The organism is Actinoplanes sp. CA-142083 (assembly GCF_050942195.1).
GTDB lineage: Bacteria > Actinomycetota > Actinomycetes > Mycobacteriales > Micromonosporaceae > Actinoplanes.
The window spans coordinates 5,896,621-5,912,482 of the sequence record NZ_CP192076.1 but is presented as its reverse complement, the minus strand read 5'-3'; the positions used below and the strand labels follow the sequence as shown (position 1 = coordinate 5,912,482).

At 72.6% G+C, this 15,862-nt stretch carries 16 protein-coding genes; 10 read left to right on the top strand and 6 right to left on the bottom strand.

Going from position 1 to position 15,862, the window contains the following annotated elements; translation table 11 throughout:
- Positions 1–12: 12 nt before the first annotated feature.
- The 4 genes from ACQPZX_RS27195 to ACQPZX_RS27180 all read right to left on the bottom strand — a co-directional run bounded on the left by ACQPZX_RS27195 (position 13) and on the right by ACQPZX_RS27180 (position 3,305).
- Positions 13–1,248, bottom strand: a complete 1,236-nt coding sequence (locus ACQPZX_RS27195; RefSeq protein WP_433360709.1) for an anion permease — start codon at positions 1,246–1,248, stop codon at positions 13–15.
- 170 nt (positions 1,249–1,418) lie between these two features.
- Positions 1,419–1,733 carry a DUF3349 domain-containing protein gene (locus ACQPZX_RS27190; RefSeq protein ID WP_433360706.1) on the bottom strand — a complete coding sequence of 105 codons (315 nt, stop codon included), beginning with the start codon at positions 1,731–1,733 and terminating at the stop codon, positions 1,419–1,421.
- A gap of 13 nt (positions 1,734–1,746) precedes the next feature.
- Positions 1,747–2,064 carry a hypothetical protein gene (locus ACQPZX_RS27185; RefSeq protein ID WP_433360703.1) on the bottom strand — a complete coding sequence of 106 codons (318 nt, stop codon included), beginning with the start codon at positions 2,062–2,064 and terminating at the stop codon, positions 1,747–1,749.
- A gap of 14 nt (positions 2,065–2,078) precedes the next feature.
- The gene (locus ACQPZX_RS27180) at positions 2,079–3,305 is read right to left on the bottom strand and encodes an anion permease (RefSeq protein WP_433360700.1); all 1,227 of its coding nucleotides are present in this window, start codon (positions 3,303–3,305) and stop codon (positions 2,079–2,081) included.
- Between the two features lie 180 nt (positions 3,306–3,485).
- Between ACQPZX_RS27180 and ACQPZX_RS27175 the strand changes: the two genes are divergently transcribed.
- The 8 genes from ACQPZX_RS27175 (at position 3,486) to ACQPZX_RS27140 (ending at position 10,881) form a co-directional block, all read left to right on the top strand.
- A complete protein-coding gene (locus ACQPZX_RS27175) occupies positions 3,486–4,067 on the top strand; it encodes an RNA polymerase sigma factor (RefSeq protein WP_433360697.1) in 582 nt (193 codons plus the stop codon).
- A 34-nt stretch (positions 4,068–4,101) separates the two neighbouring features.
- Positions 4,102–4,851, top strand: a complete 750-nt coding sequence (locus ACQPZX_RS27170; protein ID WP_433360694.1) for a hypothetical protein — start codon at positions 4,102–4,104, stop codon at positions 4,849–4,851.
- The gene (locus tag ACQPZX_RS27165) at positions 4,848–5,231 is read left to right on the top strand and encodes a hypothetical protein (RefSeq protein WP_433360691.1); all 384 of its coding nucleotides are present in this window, start codon (positions 4,848–4,850) and stop codon (positions 5,229–5,231) included. Before ACQPZX_RS27170 ends, ACQPZX_RS27165 begins: the two co-directional genes overlap by 4 nt.
- Before the next feature lies 1 nt (position 5,232).
- Positions 5,233–7,323 (top strand): bifunctional polysaccharide deacetylase/glycosyltransferase family 2 protein, encoded by a 2,091-nt coding sequence (locus ACQPZX_RS27160; protein WP_433360688.1) that lies wholly within the window; start codon positions 5,233–5,235, stop codon positions 7,321–7,323.
- Between the two features lie 48 nt (positions 7,324–7,371).
- On the top strand, positions 7,372–7,665 hold the full coding sequence (locus ACQPZX_RS27155) for an STAS domain-containing protein (RefSeq protein ID WP_433360685.1): 294 nt from the start codon (positions 7,372–7,374) through the stop codon (positions 7,663–7,665).
- Positions 7,666–7,682: 17 nt separating this feature from the next.
- Positions 7,683–8,159 (top strand): DUF1877 family protein, encoded by a 477-nt coding sequence (locus ACQPZX_RS27150; protein WP_433360682.1) that lies wholly within the window; start codon positions 7,683–7,685, stop codon positions 8,157–8,159.
- A 62-nt stretch (positions 8,160–8,221) separates the two neighbouring features.
- Positions 8,222–9,424: an enoyl-[acyl-carrier-protein] reductase FabV gene (gene fabV, locus ACQPZX_RS27145; protein WP_433360679.1), complete on the top strand. Its 1,203-nt coding sequence runs from the start codon at positions 8,222–8,224 to the stop codon at positions 9,422–9,424.
- A 395-nt stretch (positions 9,425–9,819) separates the two neighbouring features.
- Complete coding sequence (locus ACQPZX_RS27140) at positions 9,820–10,881, top strand: hypothetical protein (protein WP_433360676.1); 1,062 nt, start codon at positions 9,820–9,822, stop codon at positions 10,879–10,881.
- Here the strand turns inward: ACQPZX_RS27140 and ACQPZX_RS27135 are convergent.
- Positions 10,859–11,623 carry an LLM class flavin-dependent oxidoreductase gene (locus tag ACQPZX_RS27135; protein ID WP_433360673.1) on the bottom strand — a complete coding sequence of 255 codons (765 nt, stop codon included), beginning with the start codon at positions 11,621–11,623 and terminating at the stop codon, positions 10,859–10,861. The two genes, ACQPZX_RS27140 and ACQPZX_RS27135, sit on opposite strands and share 23 nt — an antisense overlap.
- A gap of 122 nt (positions 11,624–11,745) precedes the next feature.
- On the opposite strand from ACQPZX_RS27135, the gene ACQPZX_RS27130 reads away from it, so the two are divergent.
- Positions 11,746–12,411 carry a DUF2306 domain-containing protein gene (locus tag ACQPZX_RS27130; RefSeq protein ID WP_433360670.1) on the top strand — a complete coding sequence of 222 codons (666 nt, stop codon included), beginning with the start codon at positions 11,746–11,748 and terminating at the stop codon, positions 12,409–12,411.
- A 30-nt stretch (positions 12,412–12,441) separates the two neighbouring features.
- Positions 12,442–12,801, top strand: coding sequence for an MmcQ/YjbR family DNA-binding protein (locus tag ACQPZX_RS27125; protein ID WP_433360667.1), 360 nt, complete (start codon positions 12,442–12,444; stop codon positions 12,799–12,801).
- Here the strand turns inward: ACQPZX_RS27125 and ACQPZX_RS27120 are convergent.
- Positions 12,798–15,773 (bottom strand): glycine--tRNA ligase, encoded by a 2,976-nt coding sequence (locus ACQPZX_RS27120; protein WP_433360664.1) that lies wholly within the window; start codon positions 15,771–15,773, stop codon positions 12,798–12,800. The genes ACQPZX_RS27125 and ACQPZX_RS27120 overlap by 4 nt on opposite strands.
- Between the last annotated feature and the right edge of the window lie 89 nt (positions 15,774–15,862).

The following is a 15,862-nucleotide window of genomic DNA, read 5'->3' as shown; positions in this document are numbered from 1 at the left end:
GGTGTCTGCCTCTCAGCTCGCGGCCGTGGCGGGAAGACGGTCGGCGGTCTCGGCCGACGGCGGGACCACCGCGTCCCAGTCGTCGTTGACGTTGCTGTGGTCGACCCGGATGCGGCGCGAGCGCAGCCACATCGCGGTCGCGGACGCGATCAGCAGCCCGACCACGACCAGGGCGCCGGCCAGGCCGCCCACCAGGTCGCCGATCCACCACATCAGCGCGCCGACCAGGCCGGCCGCCGGCAGCGTGATCAGCCAGGCGAGCACCATGCGCCCGGCCACCCGCCAGCGGACCTCGGCGCCGGGGCGGCCGACGCCGGAGCCGAGCACCGAGCCGGTCGCGACGTGCGTGGTGGACAGCGCGAAGCCCAGGTGGCTCGAGGCGAGGATGACCGCGGCCGACGAGGACTGCGCGGCCATGCCCTGCGCGGGGGCGATGTCCACCAGGCCCTTGCCGAGCGTGCGGATGATCCGCCAGCCGCCGAGGTAGGTGCCCAGCGCGATGGCCACGGCGCAGGCGACCTTCACCCAGAACGGGATGCTCTTGGTGTCGGTCCAGTCGCCGGAGGCGATGAGCGCGAGCGTGATGACGCCCATGGTCTTCTGCGCGTCGTTGGTGCCGTGGGCCAGCGAGACCAGCGAGGCGCTGCCGATCTGGCCCCACTTGAAGCCGCGCTCGGCGTAGCGCAGCGCGATCCCGGCGGTCATCTTGAAGATGATCCAGGTGCCGGCGGCGGCGACCAGGCCGGCGATGACCGGCGACATGACGGCGGGCAGCAGCACCTTGCCGACGACGCCGTCGAGCTTCGAGCCGTCGCCGTTCCAGTTGACCCCGGCCCAGCCGAGGCCCGCGACGGTGGCGCCGATCAGCCCGCCGAACAGGGCGTGCGACGAGCTCGACGGCAGGCCCAGCAGCCAGGTCGCCAGGTTCCAGATGATGCCGCCGACCAGGCCCGCGAGAACGATCATCAGCAGGGCCTCGCCGCCGTGCGCGGTGAGCGACTCCTTGGGCGTGCCGTTGGAGTTCTGGATCTTCACGACCGCGTTCGTGACCGTCAGCGCCACCTGGACCGACAGGAACGCCCCGACCAGGTTGAGCAGACCGGACAGCGCCACGGCGGTCTTCGGCTTGAGCGCCTTGGTCGCGATGGACGTGGCCATCGCGTTCGCCGTGTCGTGGAATCCGTTGGTGAAATCGAAGGCCAGCGCCGTCACGACAACCAGGGCGAGGATCACCGAAGCTTGGGTCACGAAGGGATGGTCACCCGGATGACGTATCCCTTGCCAGAGGATGAACGTCACCTTTTCGATGTTCGATCCGTGTTAACCGGATGTTTTCCAAACCTGCACGGAAAGTAGTCAATGCAATACAAAAAGTGAACGGCCGAGGTCACCGACCCCGGCCGTTCATGTGAGGTTCATCATTCGGTGGGCGGATCGACCAGCGGCCAGCCGCCCGCCGCGAGGTGCGCCGAGACCCGCGCGACGTCGGCCGGCGTGGCCTCCTGCAGCATCGAGTCGCTGATCATCTGCTCGATGTCGTCGCCGCTGATCGGGTCGTCGGAGAGCAGCGACTGATCGGCGAGGTCCTTGGCGATCTGCCGGATCTCGTCCTCGGTGAGCTTGCGGCGCAGCACCCCGAGCAGCGCGATGTAGTCCTGCCGGGGCACGCCCGTCGGGTATCCGGCGCGCAGCCACTCCACGCTGCGCGTCAGGAAGTTGGAACGTTCGCTCAAGGCGGGCTCCCTGTCAGTGCTTGTCCACGATCGTCGGGAAGATGTGCTCGAAGCTCAGCTGCTTGCCGAAGCCGCTGGCCACGATGAACGTTATGCCGAGCGCGATGCCCGCCAGCACCACCGCGAACAGGATCCAGCCGATCACCGTGCCGATCGGCTGCGCCTTGGGCCCGGCGGCACCCTCCGCGTGCGTCTCGGCGTCGCCGCCGGCGCCCCATGCCAGCGAGCGGATTCCGAGGGCGAACAGTATCGGAAGGCCGGCGCCGAGCACCAGGCCGGCGAGCAGGACCTTCCAGGCCCCCTCGAGGGCGAAACCCAGATTGTCTCCCATTGGTCCTCCCCCTCTCAGCCGGCCGCGGTGCCGGCCGGAACCTTCTCGTCGGTGGTGGTGGTCTCGTCCCACTCGTCGTTGACGTTGTGGTGGCCGACCGGCGTGCGGCGCGAGCGCAGGTACATGTAGACGGCCGCGGCCAGCAGCAGGACGAAGATGACGATCGCGCCGGCGGTGCCGCCGATCGTGTCGCCGATGTACCACATCAGCGCGCCCACGATGCCCGCCGCCGGGAGCGTGATCAGCCACGCCGAGACCATGCGGCCGGCGACCCGCCAGCGCACCTGCGCGCCCGGCTTGCCGACGCCCGAGCCGAGGATCGAGCCGGTCGCCACGTGCGTGGTGGACAGCGCGAACCCGAGATGGCTGGAGGCCAGGATGACCGCGGCCGATGCCGACTCGGCGGCCATGCCCTGCGGCGACGTGATCTCGACCAGGCCCTTGCCGAGCGTACGGATGATCCGCCACCCGCCGAGGTAGGTGCCGGCCGCGATCGCGACCGCGCAACACACCTTGACCCAGAAAGGGATGTTCGAGGTGTCGGTCCAATGCCCGGAAGCGATCAGCGCCAGCGTGATCACGCCCATGGTCTTCTGCGCGTCGTTGGTGCCGTGCGCCAGCGAGACCAGCGAGGCGCTGCCGATCTGGCCCCAGCGGAACCCGTTCTCGGTGAACCGCGTCGCCACCCCGACGACCACCCGGTAGATCAGCCAGGTGCCGACCGCGGCGACGACGCCGGCGATCACGGGTGACAGCACCGCGGGCAGGATCACCTTGCCGACCACGCCGTCGAGCTTGGTGCCGTTGCCGTTCCAATTGACGCCGGCCCAGCCCAGGCCCGCGATGGTCGCCCCGATCAGCCCGCCGAACAGCGCGTGCGACGAGGACGACGGGAGGCCGAGCAGCCAGGTCAGCAGGTTCCAGATGATCCCGCCGACCAGGCCGGCCAGGATGATCAGCAGAAGTGCCACGCCGCCGTCCGCGGTGAGCGACTCCTTGGGCGTGCCGTTGGACTCCTGGAGCTTGACGACGGCGTTGGTGACGGTCAGCGCGACCTCGACGGAGAGGAACGCGCCGATGAGATTGAGCAGCCCCGAGAGGGCGACGGCCACCTTTGGCCGCAGCGCGCCCGTGGCGATGGACGTGGCCATCGCGTTGGCCGTGTCGTGGAAGCCGTTGGTGAAATCGAAACCGAGAGCGGTGACGATCACCAGAACGAGAATGACCGTTGACTCTGTCACGACGCCAGCCTCGCGCCGCAAAGGTCAGACCAGAAGACCTTGGCGGCGGGGTACTGAATGTTCCGCCCACGTTGGGCAGATCCATCCGCATCGTTTGCCGAATCGTCAGCCGCGCCGATGTTTGCCGCGCGCTCGTGATAGAACACGTGGTCGATCGATGTGCTGTCCCGGGGAGCGTACTTGCCGACGGATGACGAGCTCGCCGCGGCCCTGAGCGCCGCGCGGGCCGGCCACGAGCACGGCTTCGCCGTCCTCTGGCGCGAGCTGCACCCCGCGGTGCTGCGGTACCTGCGGGTGGTGGCCGGCGACGCCGCCGAGGACGCGGCCTCCGAGACGTGGCTGCAGGTCGCGCGCGACCTCGACCGGTTCACCGGCGACCCGGCGGCGTTCCGCGGCTGGCTGTTCCGCATCGCCCGGCACCGCGGCATCGACGAGCTGCGCCGGGCCCGGCGCCGGCGGGAGGAGCCGGCCGAGACCCTGGAGAACGGCACGCCCGCCCCCGACGCCGCCACCGAGGCGATCGTGGGCGTGGAGACCGCGTGGGCCCTCGATCGGGTGATGGCGCTGCCCGCCGACCAGGCCGAGGCCGTGATGCTGCGGATCGTGGCCGGGCTCGACGTCGCCGCGACGGCCCGGGTGCTGGGCAAGCGGCGCGGCGCGGTGCGGATCGCCACCATGCGCGGCCTGCGCCGGCTGGGCGCCGACCCGGAGGTCCGCGACCGCGCCGCCGGAAATTTCCACGAGACCCACGAGGAGGTGTAACGGGATGCGGCCACTGAGCGCTCTCCTGCGTGCGATGCGTACATGGCGAGCTGACCGGCACGGCCTCGACGAGGCCGACCGGCTGGCTGCGGGCGGTCGGGCCGGACCGGGAAGCCCTGGCCTCGATCACCTGCTCGCCGCTCTGCGCGCCCCCGCCGCCTCGGGGGAGCGCGGCGGCGAGCAGGCCGCGGCCGCGGCACTCGCCGCGGAGCGTCGCCGTGCTGCGGAGACCACGCGACGGAGGGAACGGATGCCGGCGTCCACGAGGACGATCGTCGTGAGCATCGCGACGGCCCTCGCCGTTCTCGGCCTCGCCGGCACCGCTGTGGCGGCAGGTACCGGGCACCTCCCCGCCGGTGTCCAGCAGCGCGCGCACCGCCTGTTCTCGGCGCTGGGCGTACCAGCGCCGAGAACAGTTCCGGCGTCGCCGTCGCCGTCGGCGGGCAAGGCCACGACGGCCCCGGTCAAGCCCACCTCCAGGCCGTCGCCGTCGCCGGCGGCCACCGCCACCATCGCCGTGCCGGCGGAGCAACTGGCCTGGTGCGCGGACTGGCAGGAGGCCGCCGCCGGCGGCCACCCGATGAACGGCCGGGACCGGCGCGACCTGACAGCGGCCGCCGGCGGGGAGGACAACGTCGAGCAGTACTGCGCCGGCTTGACCTCCGCCGCGCCGTCGCCCACGCCGACCGCCACGACGACCGCGCCCGGAAAGTCCGGCTCGCACCGCGCGACGCCCTCCCATCCGAACCCGCACGCCACCAGTCACCCCGGCGGAAAGAAATGATCGTCGATCCCGTTTTCGTCGACCGTTCCGGCCGGCGACGCCGTCTCCTGGTCGGCGCCGGCCTCGCCGGCGGCGTCCTGCTGGTGACGGCCGTCGTCGCGTTGCTGGCCGGCTTCACCGGGCCGGGAGAGGCGGGCCTGCCGGGCTGGCCGGCGGCGACCGGCCGTGCCGCGGTGCCGAAGAGCCGTGCCGCGGTGCCCGCGACCACCAGGGCACGACCGGCGGCCACGGTCACCAGGCCCGCCGCGCCTCCGCCGACCAGCGCCTCGCCGAGCACATCCGCCACGCCGAGCGTGTCGGCAACGCCGAGCGCGTCCGCCTCCGCCCATCCCCGCAACCACGCCCACTCCCCGGGCGCGCGTCCGTCGAAGAAGAAGTGACGTGGGCAAACGGGTCCTCCGGCGCGAGCCGCGTGCGCACTGGGCGCTGCTCGCGCTGGCGATGCTCGTCCTGCTGGCTGAGCTGAGCCTCGACGGATACGTCACGCACGCCGGCGCCGAGAGCGGCGACCAGCCGGCGGCGGACACCTCGCCGGCGCCCGCCGCCACCGCGGGCGCCGCCGTCCAGCGGTTGGAGAGCGACGGGAAGGTGAGCAGCCGCGCGCTGCCCGCCCGGACCATCGCGCTCACCTTCGACGACGGCCCCGACCCGGTGTGGACCCCGCGCATCCTCGCGGTCCTCGCCAAGCACCGGGCCCGGGCCACGTTCTTCGAGGTGGGCTCCCGGGTCAACGAGCACCCGGAGATCGCCCGCCAGGTCCTGGCCGGCGGCAACGAGATCGGCTCGCACACGTTCACCCACGTCCCGGCCGGGACACCGGCCTGGCGGATGCGCCTCGAGCTCACGCTCACCGGCAACGCCGTCGCCGCCGCGGTCGGACGCCGGCCGGTTCTGCTGCGCCTGCCGTACTCGTCGTCACCCGAGGCGCTCACCGGAGCCGAGTACGACGCCTGGCGCGAGTCGGCGCCCGGCTACCTGCTCGTCATGACCGACCACGACACCGAGGACTGGCGGCGGCCCGGCGCCGACGCGATCGCGCGGGCCGTCCGGCCGGGAATCGTCATGCTGCACGACAGCGGCGGCGACCGCGCGCAGACCGTCGCCGCCCTCGATCGCGCCATACCCCGGCTGCAGGCCCAGGGCTACCGGTTCGTCACGGTCTCGGAGGCGCTCGGACTGCCGCCGGCGCCGGCCGCGCTCGGCGCCCAGCGGTGGCGCGGCCAGGCCCTGCGCGCAGCTCAGCGCACCGCGTCCTGGCTCGCGCGGGTCCTGACCGCGCTGATGATCGTCGCGGTGGCGCTCGGCCTGCTGCGCCTCGCCGTCCAGCTCGTCACCGCGGCCGTGCACGCCCGGCGGGTGCGCCGACGGCACCGCCGGCCGCTCGAGTACCTCGGGCCGGTCAGCGTCATCGTGCCGGCGTACAACGAGGCCGCCAATATCGCCGCGACGGTCCGCTCGCTGATCGGCAACGACTACCCGGCGATCGAGGTCATCGTCGTCGACGACGGCTCGACCGACGACACCGCGGGCATCGTGGAGCGCCTCGGCCTGCCCGGTGTGCACGTCGTCCGGCAGGACAACGCGGGCAAACCCGCCGCCCTCAACACCGGCATCCGGCACGCCCGCGGCGACCTCCTGGTGCTGGTGGACGGCGACACGGTCTTCGAGCCCGGCGCCGTCGGCCGCCTCGTGCAGCCGCTGGCCGACGTCCGCGTCGGCGCGGTGTCCGGCAACACCAAGGTCGCCAACCGCGGCGGCCTGCTCGGCCGGTGGCAGCACCTCGAGTACATCATCGGCTTCAACCTGGACCGCCGGATGTTCGAGATCGCCCGCTGCATGCCGACCGTGCCGGGCGCGATCGGCGCGTTCCGCCGGGCCGCCGTCCGGGACGCGGGCGGGGTGCCGGCCGACACCCTCGCGGAGGACACCGACTTCACCATGGCCGTCCTGCGCGCCGGGTGGCTGGTCGTCTACGAGCCCCGCGCCGTCGCCTGGACCGAGGCGCCCGCCACCGTCCGTCAGCTCTGGCGGCAGCGGCACCGCTGGTGCTACGGCACCATGCAGGCGATGTGGAAGCACCGCGGCACCGTGCTCCAGCGCGGCGCGCCGGGCCGCCTCGGCCGGCGCGGGCTGGGCTACCTGCTGCTGTTCCAGGTCCTGTTGCCGCTGACCGCACCCATGATCGACATCTACGGGCTCTACAGCGTGCTCTTCCTGCCGTGGGGCAGGGCCGCCGCGGTCTGGGCCGGCTTCACCGCCGTCCAGGTCGCCACCGCCGCGGTGGCCCTGCGGCTGGACGGGGAGCGGTACGGCCCGCTGTGGAGCCTGCCCCTGCAACAGGTCGTCTACCGCCAACTGATGTACCTGGTGGTCATCCAGTCCACCGTGGCGGCGCTGCTCGGCGGCCGGCTGCGCTGGCACCGCATGGTCCGTACCGGCGCGGCCGCGGTGCACGCCGGCCGGCCCGGATGATTCCCGGCGCGGTGTAACGAAGCGACCACCCCGCGCGCTCTTCTCGCCATGACGACGGCGCGACTGCGAGAGGCCGGCATGGCGACGGTGCGGCTCAGGGGAGAGGTCGACATGGCGACGGCGGCCGCCCTGGAGTGGGCGCTGATGCGCACCATCGATCCGTCCTCCGACCTGGTCGTCGACGTCGGCGAGCTGACCTTCATCGACGCCGCCGGGCTGCGCGCGCTCGGCCGGGTCGACGAGCGGATGCGCGAGCACGGCCGCCGGCTGCGCCTGGCCCGGGCAAGCCCGCCGCTGCGCCGGATGCTCGGCGTGCTCGGCCTGGACCATCTGGCGCAGTAGTGGCCATCGGACTGGTCATGAGACGGGTCTGGCCGGAGGAGGTCACCCGCGGCGCGGAGCACCTGGAGACCGGGTTCGCGGCGACCATGGACGACGAGGTGTTCGCGGCCGAGGCCGCGGCGGGCACGCTGTGCAGCCTCGGCCGGGAGTGGGCCTTCGTACAGCTCGCGCTCACCGGGCGCCGGCACGGGCCGGGCGACGCGGCGGGCCTGGTGGTGCTGGGCGGCAAGCCCCTGGGCGTGATCGGCCCGTCCGGCCGCGACATGATCATCGTGCTGCCGCCGGACCAGGTGGCGCGGGCCGCCGAGTACTTGCGGGGCGTCGACCCGGCGACCCTGGTCGGCCGCCACCGCGCCGCGCTGGCCGAACGCGCCGGCGGCGAGCTGCCGGCGGCCTTCGCCGCCGAGATCGAGCGGCACGCGGCGAACCTGCGCCACTTCTACGCCGCCGCGGCCGGCGTCGGGCAGGCGGTAGCGAAACGCACCTACCGGTAACGGCCGCCAAAATGACGGCGCGGACAACGCCATCGGGGTGATCCACCGCTACGCTACGGACCATGTCCGAGCGCATCGTGAGTCCGACCGGCCGCGGGTTTCTCCTGCTCGACTCGCACCCGGCCGGGTGCGTGGAGAGCGTCGCGCGGATGCGCGCCGAGGCCGGGGCGCCGCGCGACGCGGCCACGCCCGGGCCGACGGCGCTGGTGATCGGCTCCAGCGCCGGGTACGGCCTGGCCGCGACCATCGCCGGGCTGGTCCGCCACGGGATCCGGGGGCTCGGCATCGGCTTCGAGCGGCCGGCCGGGCGCCGCAGCGCCACCGCCGGGTGGTACCGCACCATCGCCACCGATGCGATCGCGCGCGAGCTGGGCTGCGACTTCTCGTTCCTCAACGCCGACGCGTTCGCCGACACCACCAAGGCGGAGGCGCTCGACCTGATCGCCGAGCGGTTCGGCGGCGTGGACTATCTGATCTACAGCGTGGCGGCGCCGCGGCGCACCGATCCGCGCAACGGCGAGACCTACCAGTCGGTGATCAAGCCGCTCGGCCGCACCTACGTCACCAAGACGCTCGAGTTCGACATCGAGGGGACGCCGTCGCTGCGCGAGGTCACCCTGGAGCCGGCGGGCGAGGCCGAGGCCGACGCGACCGTACGGGTGATGGGCGGCGAGGACTGGTCGCGCTGGGTCGACGCGCTGGCCGAGCGGGGTCTGCTGCGCGACGGGTTCCGCACGGTCGCCCTGACGTACATCGGCTCGGAGCTGAACGCGCCGATCTACCGCAACGGCACCATCGGCGCGGCGAAGGCCAACCTGGAGGCGACCGCCCGGGAGCTCGACGCGCGGCTCGCCCCGCACGGCGGCAAGGCCCTGACGGTGGTGAACGGCGCCGCGGTCACCCAGGCGTCGACGGCGATCCCGAGCATCGCGCTCTACGTCAGCATGCTGCGCGGCGAGCTGGGCGACCGGCTGCAGTCCCCGATCGAGCAGTCGGTGCAGTTGTGGGAGCAGTTGACCGGGGCGCGGCCGTTCGATGTGGACGAGGAGGGCCGCGCGCGGCTCGACCGGTGGGAGCTCGACCCGGCGGTGCAGGCCGGGGTCACCAAGCGGTGGCAGGCGATCGCCCCGGAGACGGTGGTCGAGCTCGCCGACATCGACTGGTTCCGCACCCAGTTCCGGGCGCTGTACGGCTTCGACGTCCCGGGCGTCGACTACACCCAGCCGGTCGAGACCGACCAGCCCTGGCCCGCCCGACACGAGTGACGTGTGGCGTAATTCACAGGTGTTACCTGTTGTAGTGCGACCGTAGCCGCGCCGCTAACCGACCTAGCGGTCGGGCGGTGGTTGCTGGAATTGTCCGCCTTTTGGTCACGCGGCGTATCGACCGGTGTGATCAGGCCAAAGGGTCGAGACGTGAAGATCACTCACGTTCACGTCCAAAGTGCCACGTGCATCTTGCACGGTCGCCCGTGGGCCGACGCCTGCGCTGGACGGCGACGCCGGGCGACACGCTACGCACAGCTACCCGCGAATCTGGCACGGCGTGAGTAGCATGCGCCTAGCACTTGACGATGCAACGCCATCTGCACGTGCATCTGCATGATCGGACCCGCCGCCCCTGGGTGCCGCCCGCAGCTCCGGAAGAGAGGAATCCGACCGTGTCGAGCGGTGAACTCGCATGGGTGGGCCACCGGTCGCCCGCTGCTTCCTATGCGACTACCTTACATGCGACTAGGGGCGGTCTGTCAAGCACCGGGGTCGACGTCCTGATCGTCACGGCCCTGCAGGGGGAGTTCGAGGCGGCCCGGGAGGCCGGGCTGGCCCAGGGGGTGGCGAGCTGGCAGGGGTGTGACCTGGCCACCTCGGCGCCGTATCTCCTGGGGCGGTGCACGACGGCGGACGGCGCCTGCTTCGTGGTCGCGCTCGCGCGCCCGACGAGGATGGGCAGCATCGGGACCGCGCCGCTCGTCTCGATGCTCGTGGAACGGCTCAAGCCGCAGTGCGTGGCCATGTCGGGGGTGTGCGCCGGCAACCCGGAGAACGTCGCGCTCGGGGACGTGATCGTCGCCGAGCTGACCTACGCCTACGACCAGGAACGGGACCATCGCCAGTTCCCGCTGGCCGACCGGTGGGTGCGGGAGGCGCAGGAGCTGTCCGCTTCCGATCTGGCGAGCTACGGCGAGGTCAGCCCGGCCGACGCCCGGCTCTGGCTGCTCGAACGACTCCTCGCGCGCGAGGATCCGACGAAGCACCCGGCCCGGCGGCGGTACTTTCCCGGCGAGACCTGGGCCGACTGCGTCCGGTCCCTGGTGGACGATGGCCTGGTGGTGCGGGACGGGGCGCGGCTGTCGCTGACCGGGCACGGCCGGCAGCACATCGAGCAGGTCGTCTGCGACGACGTGCACGGGCCGAGCCGGCTGCCGTTCCAGATCGCCGTCGGCCCGATGGCCAGCGGCAACGTCGTGGTGAAGGATGGCGTCACCTGGGAGCAGCTGAAGCAGCGGGGCGTACGTACCGTGCTCGGGCTCGAGATGGAGGCGGCGACCGTCGCGTGTGCCGCGTTCTGCGCCGAGGTGCCGTACTGGGTGGTGGTGAAGGGCGTCATGGACCACGCGGATCCCCGCAAGGACGACCGGTACAAGTCGTTCGCGGCCCGGGCCTCCGCCGAGGTCCTCTTCAAGCTCCTCGAGCGGGGGCTCAGGCGACCGGTCCCCGCGTGACGCGAGCGGCCGCGTCGGCGCGGTCGCCCCGCCACCAGCCGAGGGCCTCCACCCACCAGGTGAGGCCGGCCGCGGCGTACGGCTCGACCTGCGCGGCCGCCGTCGCGGCGTCGGTCGCGCCCTCCAGGACCAGGTCGGGCTCGCCGGTGGCCCGCTCCCGCACGAAGGACGCCGCCGCGGCGAAGTCGTCGACGCTGACGTTGCGCAGCCGCTGATCCTCGAAGATGGGCATCGCGCCGTCGTAGCGCGCCGCCCGGCGCAGGCCGGCCCGGTTGGGCCACAGCCCGCCGCACCAGATCGGCGGGCGGGGGACGTTCCACTGCGACCAGAGCTCGCCCATCCGCTCGAGGCGCTCGTCGAGGGCCCGGCCCCGCGAGCGCATCGAGGGGTCGAGGCCGAACTCCGAATACTCCTCGTCCATCGACCCGAGGATGGTCAGCAGGGTCAGCCGCCCGCCGGAGAGCTCATTGACCGCGGCGGCGTCCTGCGCCACGTCCTGCGCCTGCCGGCGGGGGAGCGTCACGGTCTGGATGATGCGCACCCGGCTGGTCCGCGCCGCGATCGCCGCGGCCGCCACGGTGGCGCTGGTGACCGGCCAGTCGCGATCGTGGAACAGCACGTGGTCCCACAGGTGGACCGCGTCCCAGCCCTGCCGCTCGGCCTCCACGGCGAGGTCGGTGAGGAAGCGGACGTCGCCGAACTGACCGACCGTGGGCAGGCCGACGGCATAGCGGATGACCATGGGAGGACCCTACCGGCCGGCGCATCGGCCGGAAGTACGGTCTTGCCGCCGTCATAAAGACCGGCGCGATCCCGGCCCGCGTGCCGATGATCCGCGGCGCCGGTCCCGGGAGCATCAAGGCCATGAATTCGCGCAGGAGCTGGCTCATCCCGACCGGCCTGATCGCCCTCACCCTCATCCCGGCCGCGGGCGGCGCCATCCGCCTCGGCAGCCTCGCGTCCGGCGGGCCGGTGACCTCCGACAACGAGCGCTTCTTCGCCATGCCGGTGCCGGTCGTGCTGCACATCGTCGCGGCCCTGGTCTACTGCGTGCTCGGCGCGTTCCAGTTCGCGCCGCGGTTCCGGCGCCGCCACCTGCGGTGGCATCGCGTCGCCGGCTGGGTGCTGATCCCGGCCGGCCTGATGGTCGCGCTCACCGGCGTGTGGATGACTTTGGCGTACGAGTTCCCGGCGGTCGACGGCGTGGTGGTGAAGGTCGAGCGCTTGATCGTCGGCGGAGTCATGACGCTGGCGATCGTGCTGGCGGTCCTCGCCGTGCGCAAACGCGACATCGCGCACCACCGGGCCTGGATGATCCGCGCCTACGCCCTCGCCCAGGGCGCCGGCACCCAGGCGTTCACCCAGCTCCCGTGGATCCTGGCGGTCGGCGAGCTGAACGCGACCGGCCGGGCGGTCGCGCTCGGCGCCGGCTGGCTGATCAACGCCGTGATCGCCGAATGGATCATCCGCCGGAACCGGCGCGCCACCCGGGTCCCGGCCCGTCCCCGCTTCGAGGTGTCGACGCCGTAATCTCACCCCGGAGGGCGAAGGGGGACGACGGTGGCTGACGCGGACGACGTGCGCCGGCTGGCGCTGTCGCTGCCGCACGTGGTGGAGATCGACAGCGACGGCTTCGACTTCCGGGTCGGCAACAAGGGCTTCGTCTGGTCCTATCCGGAGCGCCTGCCGGGCAAGCCCCGCGTCCTCCGCACCGACATCGCCGTCCTCTACGTGGGGGACGAGGCCGAGAAGCAGGCGCTGCTTCTCGGCGAACCCGTCCTGTTCTTCACCACGCTCGGCTACGACGGCCTGCCGCTGGTGATGCTGCGCCTGGGCGAGGTGACCGTCGACCGCCTCACCGAGCTGGTCACCGACGCCTGGCGGATGCGCGCCCCGGAGGACATCGCCGGCGCCGTCTAGCGCAGCTGCAGCTCCGGCCAGTCGAGGACCCCGGCGCCGAGGTCCCGCACGGTGGCGAGCAGCCCCAGCCGGGCGGCCCGGACGTCGGCGTCCTCGGCCATCACGAAGACCTCGTCGAAGAACGTGGCGAGGGGCGCGGCCAGCCGGGACACGATGCCGGTGAAGTGGAACAGATCCGGCTCCGGCGAGGGGCCGAGCTCGGCGGCGACCGCGACGACGGCGGAGTGCAGCGCGACCTCGGCCGGCTCCTTGAGGATCCCGGAGTCGTACCCGGCCGGCGTGCCCGGCGGGACGATCCGGCGGGCCCGCTGCACGGCCTCCGCCACCGCCACGAAATCGGGGTTGGCCGTCACGGACGCGAGCTGGGTCAGCAGGTTCGAGGCGACCGACGGGCGGTCGGCGTGGGGCAGCACCGCCCGTACGCGATCGACGGGGTTGCCCTCCTCGGTGAGGGTCTGCTCGAGCCGCTTGGCCAGGAAGTCGGCGCACGCCGCGACGACCTCGCCGGAGACCGGGACCGGCTGCTGCGCGGCCGCCCGCCGGAGACCGTCGGTGAGGCTGAGCGCCGCCAGCGCCGGATGCGCCCGGTGCACCGCCAGCAGGCCCAGCACGGCCCGCCGCACCGCGAACGGGTCGCTGCTGCCGGTGGGCAGCCCGACGGTCGCGGCCAGGCCGGCCACCAGGTCGAGCCGGTCGGCCAGCGACAGCAACGCGCCCGGCACCGAGGACGGCAGGCTGTCACCGGTGTTGCGGGGCAGCTCCGCCTCGTAGATCGCCTGCGCGACGTCGCGCGGCTCGCCGGCGTGCAGCGCGTAGTCGCGGGCCATCACGCCGGCCAGGCTGGTCATCTCGGTGACCAGCTGCGAGCCCTGGTCGAACTTCACCAGCGCCGCCGCCCGCTTCAGGGTGGCCGACGAGAGCTCCAGATCGGCGGCGAGGGCGAGCGCGAGCGACGAGATCCGCGCGGCCCGGTCGGCCATCGAGCCCAGCTTGTCGGTGAAGGTGAGCCGCTCCAAACGACTCCGCAGCTCGGCCAGATCAGATGAACGGTCGGCCCGGTAGAAGAACGCCGCGTCCTCGTAGCGGGCGCGCAGCACCGCCTCGTTGCCGGCCCGCACCAGCTCGACGTCGACCGGGCCGTTCGCCACGGTCACGAACATCGGCAGCAGCGCGCCGTCCGCGTCGCGGACCGGGAGGTACCGCTGGTGCTTGCGCATGACCGTGGTCAGCACCGCGTCGGGCAGCGTCAGGTAGCTCTCGTCGAACGTGCCGAGCAGGGGAGTGGGCGCCTCGACGAGGTAGGTGATCTGGTCGATCAGCGCCGCCTCGCCGGGCACGTCGACGCGGCCCTCCGGGTACACGTGGTCCTGCGCGCCGGTCACGATCAGCTCGCGCCGGTCCTCGGGGTCGGCCACGATCCCGTTGAACGCGAGGGTCTCCATGAACGTCTCGGCCGACGCGATCTCCAGCACCGGCTCGGCGGCCGTGCGCAGCACGCGGGTCGTGCGGCCGGCCGCGAGCAGGCCCACCGCCACCGGCACCACGTCGTCGCCCCACAGCGCGGTCAGCCAGCGGATCGGCCGGCTGTAGGAGAGCTGCGGGTCGCGCCACCGCATGTTCTTGGCCGCCCGCAGGCCGGTCACGACCTTCGCGAGCACGGGGGCGAGGACCTCGGCTGCCGCGCCGCCGGCTTCCGGCCGGTTCAGCACCACATGACGTACGCCGTTGAAGTCCTGCTCGGTCGCTTCGGCGGGAGTGGCGCCCTGCCCGCGCAGGAACCCCTCGAGGGCCTTCGTCGGCGCGCCGTCCGCCCCGTACGCCTGGGCGAGCTTGGGACCGCGCACCGTCCGTACGAAATCGTCCTCACGGGCGGCGACGTCGGTGACCACCGCGACCACCCGCCGGGGTGTCGCGAACACGCGCACCTCGCCGTGGACGAGCCGGGTGCCGGCCAGGCCGGCGGTGATCTCCCGCTCGACCGCTTCCTTGGCGGCGCGGCACTCCGACGGCGGCAGCTCCTCGGTGCCGATCTCGAAGACGAGCAGCCTGCTGCCATCGCGGGAAGCCGGCGCGGCGACGGGGTGAGCGAGCGCGGGAGGCTCCACCCGGCCGAGCGGGTGGCCCAGCTCCTCGCGGCGCGCCACCCACAGCCTGGCGACCTCGCCCGCGAGCCGCCGCATCCGGCCGAACTCCGCCGCCCGGTCGGCGGTCGACACCGCGCCGCGCGCGTCGAGCACGTTGAACGCCTGCGAGCACTTGAGCACGTAGGTGTGCGCCGGCACCGGCAGTCCGGCGTCGATCAGCCGCTGCGCCTCCGCCGCGTAGAGCTCCAGCAGCTGCCGGTTGGCCGCCACGTCGGCATCGTCCAGGTAGTACCGCGACATCTCGTACTCGGGCTGGCCGAAGACCTCGCCGTAGGAGATTCCCGGCCCGTACTCGATGTCCTTGAAGTGATTTTTGTCCTGCAGCGCCATGATGATGCGCTCGATGCCGTAGGTGATCTCCACCGAGACCGGGTCGAGGTTGAGGCCGCCGGCCTGCTGGAAGTACGTGAACTGGGTGATCTCCAGGCCGTCGAGCCAGACCTCCCAGCCCAGCCCCCACGCGCCCAGCGCCGGCGAGGCCCAGTTGTCCTCGACGAACCGCACGTCGTGCGCCGCCACGTCGATGCCGAGCGCGGCGAGACTGCCCAGGTAGAGCTCCTGCGGGTTGCCCGGGTCGGGCTTGAGGATCACCTGGAGCTGGGTGTGCGTCTGCAGGCGGTTCGGGTTCTCCCCGTAGCGCGAGTCGTCGGGCCGCACCGAGGGCTCGACGTAGACGACCCGCCAGGGCTCCGGCCCCAGCACCCGCAGGAACGTCGCGGGGTTGAGCGTCCCCGCCCCGACCTCGGTGTTCATCGGCTGCACGACCAGGCATCCCTGATCGGTCCAGTAGGAGGTCAGCCGGGCGAGCGCGTCCTGCATGGTGAGCATGGCCGACAAGTCTAGGGTGGTCACCGGTACGTCACGCACCGGATATCCGATCGTGGCGTGTTCCGGTTGCGGACGATCTTCGGCAGGAC